The sequence below is a fragment of the Thalassospira sp. MCCC 1A01428 genome, assembly GCF_002115825.1.
GTDB lineage: Bacteria > Pseudomonadota > Alphaproteobacteria > Rhodospirillales > Thalassospiraceae > Thalassospira.
The window spans coordinates 1-9,980 of sequence record NZ_JFJZ01000079.1 but is presented as its reverse complement, the minus strand read 5'-3'; the positions used below and the strand labels follow the sequence as shown (position 1 = coordinate 9,980).

8 protein-coding genes are annotated in these 9,980 nt (G+C 51.9%); 2 read left to right on the top strand and 6 right to left on the bottom strand.

The genetic code is table 11. From position 1 onward, the window contains the following. Positions 1-129 precede the first annotated feature (129 nt). The 4 genes from THS27_RS25055 to THS27_RS25040 all read right to left on the bottom strand — a co-directional run bounded on the left by THS27_RS25055 (position 130) and on the right by THS27_RS25040 (position 5,519). Positions 130-1,185 carry an isocitrate/isopropylmalate dehydrogenase family protein gene (locus THS27_RS25055; RefSeq protein WP_085595586.1) on the bottom strand — a complete coding sequence of 352 codons (1,056 nt, stop codon included), beginning with the start codon at positions 1,183-1,185 and terminating at the stop codon, positions 130-132. Then, entirely contained in the window at positions 1,185-2,306 is a 1,122-nt protein-coding gene (locus THS27_RS25050; RefSeq protein ID WP_246833105.1) for a 4-oxalomesaconate tautomerase, read from the bottom strand. Before THS27_RS25050 ends, THS27_RS25055 begins: the two co-directional genes overlap by 1 nt. Before the next feature lie 2 nt (positions 2,307-2,308). Further along, a complete protein-coding gene (locus tag THS27_RS25045) occupies positions 2,309-4,288 on the bottom strand; it encodes a tripartite tricarboxylate transporter permease (RefSeq protein WP_085595584.1) in 1,980 nt (659 codons plus the stop codon). A gap of 130 nt (positions 4,289-4,418) precedes the next feature. Next, entirely contained in the window at positions 4,419-5,519 is a 1,101-nt protein-coding gene (locus THS27_RS25040; protein ID WP_085595582.1) for a tripartite tricarboxylate transporter substrate binding protein, read from the bottom strand. Between the two features lie 241 nt (positions 5,520-5,760). Between THS27_RS25040 and THS27_RS25035 the strand changes: the two genes are divergently transcribed. Continuing rightward, complete coding sequence (locus THS27_RS25035) at positions 5,761-6,423, top strand: response regulator transcription factor (RefSeq protein WP_085595580.1); 663 nt, start codon at positions 5,761-5,763, stop codon at positions 6,421-6,423. 68 nt (positions 6,424-6,491) lie between these two features. Then, positions 6,492-7,820 (top strand): sensor histidine kinase, encoded by a 1,329-nt coding sequence (locus THS27_RS25030; protein WP_168185008.1) that lies wholly within the window; start codon positions 6,492-6,494, stop codon positions 7,818-7,820. A gap of 82 nt (positions 7,821-7,902) precedes the next feature. Here the strand turns inward: THS27_RS25030 and tcuB are convergent, their stop codons facing one another. Together tcuB and tcuA are read right to left on the bottom strand one after the other, a co-directional pair. Further along, positions 7,903-9,033, bottom strand: coding sequence for a tricarballylate utilization 4Fe-4S protein TcuB (gene tcuB / locus THS27_RS25025; protein ID WP_085595576.1), 1,131 nt, complete (start codon positions 9,031-9,033; stop codon positions 7,903-7,905). Beyond that, a partial coding sequence (gene tcuA, locus THS27_RS25020) for an FAD-dependent tricarballylate dehydrogenase TcuA (RefSeq protein ID WP_139835743.1) occupies positions 9,017-9,980 on the bottom strand: 964 nt, incomplete at its 5' end. The genes tcuA and tcuB, both read right to left, overlap by 17 nt.

Sequence of the window (9,980 nt, the reverse complement as noted above, 5' to 3'; positions counted from 1 at the left end):
CAATTGGGTTCAGACCCTAGACAAAAGCTGTTTTGATCGATATTCCGCTCTCTCGTGAATGGCTCAGCAGCCGGACAAAAAACGTGTCCGGCTGCGTAAGTGAACCTTGGAATAACTGACGTGCAGATTTTATAACGTGTCGGTTACAGCTTTGCCAAAGTCACTACAAGACAAGTGCCCACCCAGATCCCTGGTGCGGGTATCCGGGTTTTTCAGGGTTTTGATGATGGCTGTTTCAAGCTTAATGGCTGCATCCTGCAAATCATTGCGCCCGGTTTGAGTTCCTTTCCAATCAAGCAATAGAACCGTAGACAGCAGGAGGGATACCGGATTGGCGATATCCTGACCGGCAATATCCGGGGCTGAGCCATGTGATGCCTGCGCGATTGCATTTTGATCGCCGACATTAAGGGACCCGGAAAGACCTAGCCCTCCAGCCAGCTCGGCGGCCTCGTTTGATAAAATATCGCCGAACATATTTGTCGTGACGATTACGTCAAAAGCATCGGGTGTTCTGATCAGCAGAGACGCCATGGCATCGACATGTTCGTCGCGAACCGTAAGTCCGTCTTGCTGTGCTGCGGCCTTTCTGGCTTCGGCCAAAAACAGCCCGTCACTCAGTTTCAGGACATTGGCCTTATGCACAATCGTTAAATGTTTGCGGCGTTTTGCGGCCAGTTTTGCAGCAAAGGCTGCCACGCGATAGCTGCCCTTGCGGGTAACCTTGCGCATGGCAAGGGCAAGGTCTTCTGTCGGCATGACCTCTCCGGTACCTGCGAACATCGTGCGGTCAGCATAGAAACCTTCCGTGTTTTCACGCACAATAACCAAATCCATGGCTGGCGTACGTGCCGAAAGCCCGTTTATGGTGCGCGACGGTCGCACATTGGCATAAAGATCCAGATTGATCCGCAATGCAGCCGAGGGATTGATCCCGCCTTGTTCGGCGGGCGGATAATGTGCAGTGTCGACCGGTCCAAGGACGGTCATATCGGTATTGCGGACCCGCTTGATCAAATCAGGCGTGATTGTTGCACCATGTTTTTCCAGCGACGAAAATCCGACATCCTCTTGCGAAAAGCAAAGGCCAAGTGACATGCTGCGATTGAGTTTCTCAAGGATTGTTCGGGTTGCGGCCGTTATTTCCGGCCCTATCCCGTCACCGGGCAGAAAAAGAACCTCCATTACGTGACGACCCTTTTCACAATGTTTTCCGGCACCAGAACTTTTCCTTCAAACAAACGGCGTGCCGTACGCACCACACCGCCGGAAACAACAGAAAGATTGGGGCCAGATCCTTCAAGTGTCAGTTCTACAGCAATCATGCCGCTCGGATGTTCAATCTGGATCCATTGTTGCGGCATGGCCTTAAGGTCGATCATACCGTCCGCGATGCTGCCCGAAAGGGACGCGCACGCGGCAACACAGATAGCCCCTGTTACGGCATGGGTGGCGTGGCAATTATGGGGAACAAAATAGCGCGAAGTAATGTCTCCGCCCCGGGTCGGGTTTGACAATATCGCCATTTTGGGCACCACCTTGCCCGTGCAATCTCCCAGCCCCATCAGTTCGGAGGCTTTGCGTCGGATAGCTTCAAGTCGCGCCAATAGATTGGCGTTTTCATCCAGTTCGGCCTTGCTTTCATGGCCGGTCAGGCCAAGGTCGTGTGCGCGAAACATCACCATGGGAACAGCAACATCGATGCAGGTTACTTCTACCCCGTCGATATAATTGATCGGCTTTCCTGTTGGCAGTAACTGCCCTGTTTTACTGCCCATAATGTTTTTAAAACGCAGGATTAGCGGGGATGCCGTACCCGGAACGCCGTCTATCGCGGCGTCCCCGTTATAGGTAACCCTGCCGCCTGGTGTCGCCACCAGCACGTCAACCAGGGCACCAACATTGCGGTTATAGATACGAACCAGTGTTTGATCCCCTGTAATGGGTACCAAACCTGCTTCAATCGCAAACGGGGCAACGGCGGCGGTCATATTGCCGCAATTGGGGTTCACATCAACTTCGGCCCGGTCAATGGCCACCTGGGCAAACAGGAATTCCACATCGGCGTCCGGTCTGCTCGATGGTGCAACGATACAGGATTTGCTGGTTAAGGTATCGGCCCCGCCAATACCGTTTATCTGGCGTTTATCTGGTGAACCCATTGCCGCAAGCAAGATCTGGTCACGCAAGGCAATATCATGGGGAAGGTCACTTTCCAGGAAAATGGGTCCTTTTGACGTTCCGCCGCGCATCATGACGCAGGGCAGCGCATATTGATCATTTAATATTACGGTGTTTTTCATCATGCTCACCCTAACGGCCATGGAAGTTCGATCAGGTCCTGAAGCAGGCCCCCCGGAAAATCGAGAACCAGCGACCATGCCAAAAAGCACAAACCGCCAATCGCCAGGGTTGTTAGCAAAATGCTCCGTACCCACGATGCGCCGGCCTTTAATCGAAGAAAGGCAACGAAAAACCCGGTAATGGCGATCAGGAATCCGAACAGCGCGGTTCCGGCGACTAGTCCGCCAACCCAAAGGACGTAGTGCCAAAGGCCTGCTGTTGGTTTTTCTTCGTGCTGTGCCAATTCGAATTCATGATCAAAATTCGCACCATGTGACGGTGGTGATGTGACCAGTTGCCATATCAGGATGGCGGTAACCACAAACATCACAACCGAAACAGAACCGGTAAAAACGCTGCCAAGGAATGAATGCTGGGTTGCATCCCATATGCCGAGGGAGAAAATCGCAAGGATCAGCCCGGCAAACAAAATTTGCGGGGTGCGATTTGGCGTATGGGAATGGCTGCTTTCTTCTTCTTCGACCGGATTGACCGGGTGCTTGCGCATGCCCATCAGAATGGAAATTACAGTCAGCGCCAGAATGATCATAACGCCCGGACGTACCAGAAATCCCCAGTCATAGAATTGCAGGGCCTGATACAGATAAGTTTCGGTGTTGGATGCCAGAACAAAACCAATCAGAAATGCCGGGCGGGGCCATCCAAAACGTTTCATTAACACGCCGAAAACCCCAAGGGCCAACAGAGCAATCATGTCGGAAAGGGAACGTGTTGCCTGGAACGCGGCAAAGCAGATAATGGTAATCATAAACGGCGCAAGATAGCCGTATTTGATCGTTGTCAGCCGCGACACAAAAGGCGACAGCAACAGCGCGCCACCTGCACCAGCCACGTTGGCAATGGCCAAGGACCAGATAATTGTATAGGTAATGTCAAGGTCGCGACCAACCATGGCCGGGCCTGCTTCAAGGCCAATCAGCACCATGCCGCCCAGAAAAACAGCCATACTGCCCGAACCGGGGATGCCAAATAACAGGGTGGGAACAAGGCCGCCGCCCTCTTTGGCATTGTTTGCACTTTCCGGTGCCAGAACGCCGCGAATGTCGCCTTTGCCAAACTGGGATTTGTCCTTTGCCGTTTGCACGACATGGCCATAGGCGATCCAGTCAACAACACTGCCGCCAAGCCCCGGCAAGGCGCCGACAATGCTGCCAAGCCCGGCGCAGCGCAGGCATAGCCATTTATGGCGGATCATATCACGCACGCCATCGCGCCAGCCTGACCCCAGCGTGCCATTGTCGGAAATCGAGCGGTTTTGCCGGCAGAGATCAATAATTTCCGGAAAGGCGAACATGCCCAGACCGACAATGACAAGCGGCAAACCATCCATGAGATAAACGGAGTCAAAGCTCATGCGAAGTTCACCCGTTGCGGGGGCACCGCCAAGTGCGCCTAGCAACAGGCCAAGACCGGCTGCAATCACGCCTTTGGGCAGGCTTTTGCCTGCCAACACACCGACCATCGACAGGCCAAGAACCGCCAGCATGAACAATTCGGCCGATCCGAACGCCAGAATGAGCGGCCTTGCAATGACAACAAAGCCAGTCAAAATAACGGCCCCGACCAGGCCCCCGACCAGGGATGCTGAAAACGCGGCGCCAAGGGCGCGCGCACCATGGCCTTTTTTCGCCAATGGAAAACCGTCAAGCACGGTTGCCTGTGACGCGCTCGACCCGGGAATGCCCATCAGAACAGATGTAAAGGTATCCGATGTGGGGATCACTGCTACCAGGCCGATCAGCATGGCAAGGGCTGAAATCTGGTCCATGCCATAGATAAATGGCAATAGAAGCGATAGCCCTACGATTCCTCCCAACCCTGGCAGGATACCGACAATCATTCCCATTCCAACGCCCAGCATCAGATACATCAAATGTTGAGGCTGCGTGAAATGAGACAATGCTGTCATCATTGCATCAAGCATTAAAAAAAACTCCGGTAGAAGGCAAAGTTCGCCTGTTCCCTGCAAGCGACCGTAAGGTCGGCGGGTGAGAAAAGAGGGGTGGACGATGTCCACCCCGGATCAGGAAAAGGGAGACTTCAGGTTTTCAGGCTTAGAACTGAACCGAGTATTTTTCAGTCAGCCATTTTTGAACCCATTCACGTGCGTCGTCAGGAACGTCGACAGCCTGACGGAAAATGCGTTCGGCAGGTTCCCCGACAATTTGCTTGTATTTGCCAAGGGTGGCTTCACGGTCGGCAAGGAAGCTTTTGTCTTCGGTTGCTGTCTGTGCGGCAGTGCGATAGGCCTCGACAATGTTTTCAGGCGTGTCTCTGGGCAGGAAGACCATTTTCTGTGCCGGGAACCCGGCGATGAAAAAGGCTTTGTATGCTTCCCAGGCCGGACCGGAGGGTTTTTCACCCTTCATCATTTCATAAGCTTCAGGGAAGCTTGGCAGATCTGGAAATGAGGGGTCACGGACAATATTGCCATCGTCATCCATCGCCCCCCATGAGAATAGGGGCACGGCACTGCCAATATCGACCAGCGGGGTCACATTGTTGATAAATGCCGACGAGGTTTGATAGTCGATGTTGACTTCGCCCCGTTCAAAAGCCAGCCGACCGGCACCACGCCCCTTCATGCCAAATACGGCATCAACATCAAGGTCAAGAAGTTCGAATGCCAGCAAGGGGACAAGGTCCAGCGATGTTGCGCCCTGGCTGCCATAGCGCAAGTGAATACCTTCCAGTGCTTTAATATCTGCGGCTGATTTAAGGCCGAGGTCGGAATTTACATAAACGACACCGCCCGTTGGTGATGCCAGCACAACGCGCCAGTCGCGCATTTCATATTGGACACGTTTGTCGCGCAGCAAATAGGGAAACTGTGTAGAACCCGAGGTGCCGATTACGGTTAATCCGTCGGGTTTTGCACGAGCTTCAAACTGGTTTGCCCCCGAAGTGGATCCCCCGCCTGGAATGTTTTTGACAACCACAGTTGGGTTGCCGGGCAGAAAGACACTGAAATAGGGTGCCCAGAAACGGCCCCAGGTATCTGTGCCACCACCTTCTCCAAACGGAATGATCAGTTCAACACGTTCGCCGGAAAAATCAGGTTCTTGTGCCATTGCGGTTCCGGCAAAACCAAAAACAATGGTGGCGGCAGCACATACTGCCTTTAGTGAATAACGAGTGGATCTTCCCCATGACATCAGGCATTCCCTCCAATAATGTTGTTGTTTCTCAACCGGAAGGATGCGAGCGGCACATAATATGCGGCATGTACAAACAAACGATTTCCTCCCGATCAGGCTTTCGGCTGTTTTTTATTCCGGTCATTGCCGGCGCCGCCGTGTGCCTGTGAAATTAAACCTAGTCGATAAATGCTGTCAGTTTGCTGTCGATGTTGTAATTTTTAATTTCTGCGTCGATTTTTGATGTTATTGAAGATATATGCGCATCCTGATCGTAGAAGATAACCTTGTTCTGGCCGACAAAATTGCTGCTGCGATGCGGCAAATGGATCATGCTGTTGATCTGGTGCATGATGGCGAAGACGCCTTGTCGCTTGTCGTGCAGGAAACCTTTGATCTTTTAATTCTCGATCTGTCATTACCGGGCATCGATGGTCTGGAAATTCTGAAAAGCGTTCGACGTCGTAAAATCAATTTGCCGGTCTTGATATTGACAGCGCGTGGAAATCTTGACGAACGGGTAGCGGGCCTTGATGCCGGAGCCGACGATTATATGGTTAAGCCATTTGAATTGTCAGAACTCGAGGCGCGGGCGCGGGCGCTTTTGCGGCGCAATGTCGGGGTACGCAACCCGAATATTTCGGTGGGGAAGCTGGTCTTTAATTCAATCGACCGATCCGTAAGCGTAAATGGCGCGTCCATTGCCTTAACACCGCGCGAACGGGGTGTGTTGGAAGTTTTGTTGCTAAATGTCAGTCAAGTGATCAGCAAGGAAAAAATCGCGCTGCATTTGTTTGGTTTTGATGATGAAGCCAGCGTGAAATCGATAGAGCTTTACATCAGTCGGTTGCGTAAAAAGATCGCAATGGCCGATGTGGAAGTACGGACAATTCGTGGTCTCGGTTATATGATTGACGAATGACGGAAAATATTAAGACAACTTCCCTGCGGGCAAGGCTGCTGCTTTGGCTTTTATTGCCAGGGCTGATTATGGCATTCGGTCTTCTTGCTAAAAATTACCTTTCGGTTAGTGAAGTCGCGAACCGTATTCAGGACCGCCTTTTGGTCGCGTTGGCTGTTACAATTTCCGAACATGCGATTAAATCCAGTGGTGATCTTTTATCGCGCGATATTGAACTGCTTTTGGAAGAATTTACCCGCGAGAATACCTATTACAGGGTGCAGGGGCCAAATGGGGCTTTTGTGACAGGGGACTTTGGTCTTCCGCGTGCCCCCAAAGATTTGGTTCTGCAACCGGGGGTTCCGTATTTTTACAATGCTTATTACCGGAACGAGGATGTGCGGGCAGTTGCCATGAAATACCTCGTATCGGACCCATCGTCGAATATTCATGGATGGGTTACGATAGATGTAAGCCAAACGCGTCGGCAACGTGACACCCTTATTCATGATGAACTATTGGGGTCGACCACCGATTATCTGGTTTTGATGTTTATCAGCGGTGTTTTTGCATGGATTGGCGTGACGCATGGTCTTGCTCCGCTTCAACGTTTGCAACAGGCCATTCGACGCCGATCCACTGATGATTTGCGCCCCATCCGCCATGTGATGCCCAAAGAAGTGTCCGATGTGGTGATGTCGCTTAATGCGCTCTTGGCCCGTCTTGAAAGTTCAATTACGGCGAATCAACGCTTTATTGCCGATGCTTCCCATCAATTACGAACGCCGCTGGCAACTGTGCAGGCCGAAGCAGAGTGGGCCTTGCGCGATATCAGAAACGAAGAAGACAGACAGGCGCTTGAACGTATTGTTCAGCAAACACGCCAGACCGCCCGTCTTACCTCGCAGCTTTTAAATCTGGCGCGTGTCTCGCCCGAAGGGCGCAAAGTTAGCTGCAACGAAAAGATTAATCTTCTGGCATTCGCGGCTGATGCGACATCGGAAATGTTACGATCTGCCGTGCGCCATAACGTTGATCTGGGGTTTGAGGATCAAAGCGAGGGTCTGAGCTGCGACATTGAAACCGGTAACGAGGTGCTGTTGCACGAAGCACTCGTGAACCTGATCGATAATGCGATTATGTACAGCCCTGCGGGCTCTGTCGTTACTGTTCGGGTGATTGGTAGCGGTGCCGCAACCGGGCCGATGCTGGAAGTTGAAGATAACGGGCCGGGTATCCCCGAGAAAGACCGGGACGCCGTTCTTGAACGGTTTGTAAGGCTTGACAACAATAATAAGCAAGGCTCCGGTCTTGGCCTTGCGATTGTTAAGGAAGTCGTCGAGGCGCACGAGGCAACTTTAAGTCTCGACGCAGGGGCAAATGGCAGGGGATTGCGGGTCCGAATTGCTTTTCGCTAACAAATTTACCGTTTGAGGCAATAAGGCCCCGCAATTGATAGGTGCTATTATTCTGGTGGTCGTGCTTTGGAAGCAATGGGGGCTATGACCGGTTTTTGCTGTCGCAGACACCGACAACTGCTTTGTGGTCATTCTTTTCAACCGCAAAAACAATCAGCGCGATCAGACGATAAAACCCGTGTATGAACTTGCCATAAGGCATGGACAAAAACAGGGTTAAAACGACACCCAGATGAAGGCAAAGTGCTATGCCAACATAGGGCGTGTCACGAACAATCATCAGGCCAAGCCCGGTTATGCTGGTAAGCAGCAAAAGTACCAGAAAGCTGATATCCATGCCTTTGTTGGTTTTGCCTTTTGGGGCGGTATCGGCCCTTTTTTTAAGCACAAGTAAGCCAATGGGGCCGACAATCAGGCCCAGACCACCCACAATACCAAACAGTTTAGGCAGGCTTGTAAAACCGTATGGGGCCTGCATGTCAAACCCGTAATGCATGATCGTACCTGACGATGTTGCCGCAAAACACAGCATGAAACCCCAGAATGTCATTTGATGGAACCAGCGGCGTGCCATCGACGGGGTTTCATCGGGATAAGAACAACCTTGTCCGTTACCACCATCAAGATATTTGAGCGACAAGGCATCTTTTATACCTTGATAAACTTGGGGATAATCAAGTTTCAATGGGTTTGGCAGTTGCATTGTTCGCCAAAATTTGGCGGTTGATGCGATCAGTGCCAGCAAAACGAAACCACCCACAGCGCCAAATAGGGCGGCCAGAACATTGTGGGGTATTACACCGTAAAATGCAGTGTCGTGAACGGCAAAAAAGTCGGCACCGGTTAGAATAACTGTTGTGGCAAAGAATGCGGCGATGACGACAATTGACAACAGGCTGACCCAAAGGCCGTTATTGACAAACAATTTGCCCATGAAGCCAGGCCAGGCATAAACGCCATAGTTTTCCTGACGCAGTTCAGCCATGGCAGCTGACACATTAAGCTGGAATTCGTGCGGGGGGGCATATTGGCAATTGTGATAACACGCCCCGCAGTTATGGCAAAGATTGGCCAGATAATCGACAGTGTCGGCATTAAATTCCAGTCGCAGTTCCATCGCCTGGAAAACAGCACAATGGCCCTCGCAATAGCGGCATGCGTTACAGATGGACATCACCCGTGCAGCTTCGGTTGTTTTATCGGTTGAGCGCATAATCAGCAGCCTCGCTTCCTGCAATTCGTCCAAATACATTGCCAATCGTCATGCCGATGCCGGCCAGATATCCTTGGCCCAGTACATTCCCGGCCATGATCTCGCCGGCGGCATAGATGTTGTTGCTTAGGGTGCCATCAGCCATTTTCATGCGCGCTTTCTCACTGACTTCGACGCCGAGATAGGTAAATGTAATACCCGGGCGCAGGGAATAGGCACTATAGGGGGGCTGATCAATGCGGCGGGACCAGTTGGTTTTGTTAACGGTCAGTCCGCTGGTACGAAGACCGTCCAGTGTTGTGTGGTCAAAATCACCGGGTTGAACCGCGTTATTGAAGTTCGAAACAGTTTGCTCCAACACATCGGGGTCCAGGCCGATTTTTTCGGCCAGTTCCTTAATGGTATTGGCAATAACGGCGGGGAATACCGGGGGCATGAAGCCGCCTTTGGCTTTTTGGTCAATGATCACATGGGCGACCTGCCCTGGCTGATCTGCGACCAGTCGTCCCCAAATGGCATAGCGTTTGGGCCAGAAATCTTCACCTTCGTCGTAAAAACGCTTGGCATTTTCATTGACCACAATACCAAGCGACACACAATCAACGCGGGTGCAAATGCCGCCATCAAATTTTGGCGCGCGCCCGTCAATGGCAACGGCATGGCACTGATTGGGTTCCCCGATCTGGCTGGCACCATTATCAAGCAGCATCCTTAAAAGATCGCCTCGATTATAAGGTGTGCCGCGGATCAGGAAATTTTCGGCGATGTCGCCCCAGGCTTCTTTAAGCCATTCAATATTGGCTTCAAATCCGCCCGCGGCCGCAATAAACGCCGTGGCTGAAACAGTGTCATCCCTGATACGAAGGCTTTTAAATTCGCCATTCCGGATATCGATGCCGGTTACCATTGCATCATAGTGAATTTCGATGCCCAGTTTTTCAGCGTGG

Excerpts from the sequence above, each read along its gene's own strand:
- THS27_RS25055 (WP_085595586.1), bottom strand. The coding sequence starts at position 1,185 with ATGGAGGTTCTTTTTCTGCCCGGTGACGGGATAGGGCCGGAAATAACG.
- THS27_RS25050 (WP_246833105.1), bottom strand. The coding sequence starts at position 2,306 with ATGATGAAAAACACCGTAATATTAAATGATCAATATGCGCTGCCCTGC.
- THS27_RS25045 (WP_085595584.1), bottom strand. The coding sequence starts at position 4,288 with ATGCTTGATGCAATGATGACAGCATTGTCTCATTTCACGCAGCCTCAA.
- THS27_RS25040 (WP_085595582.1), bottom strand. The coding sequence starts at position 5,519 with ATGTCATGGGGAAGATCCACTCGTTATTCACTAAAGGCAGTATGTGCT.
- THS27_RS25035 (WP_085595580.1), top strand. The coding sequence starts at position 5,761 with ATGCGCATCCTGATCGTAGAAGATAACCTTGTTCTGGCCGACAAAATT.
- THS27_RS25030 (WP_168185008.1), top strand. The coding sequence starts at position 6,492 with ATGGCATTCGGTCTTCTTGCTAAAAATTACCTTTCGGTTAGTGAAGTC.
- tcuB (WP_085595576.1), bottom strand. The coding sequence starts at position 9,033 with ATGCGCTCAACCGATAAAACAACCGAAGCTGCACGGGTGATGTCCATC.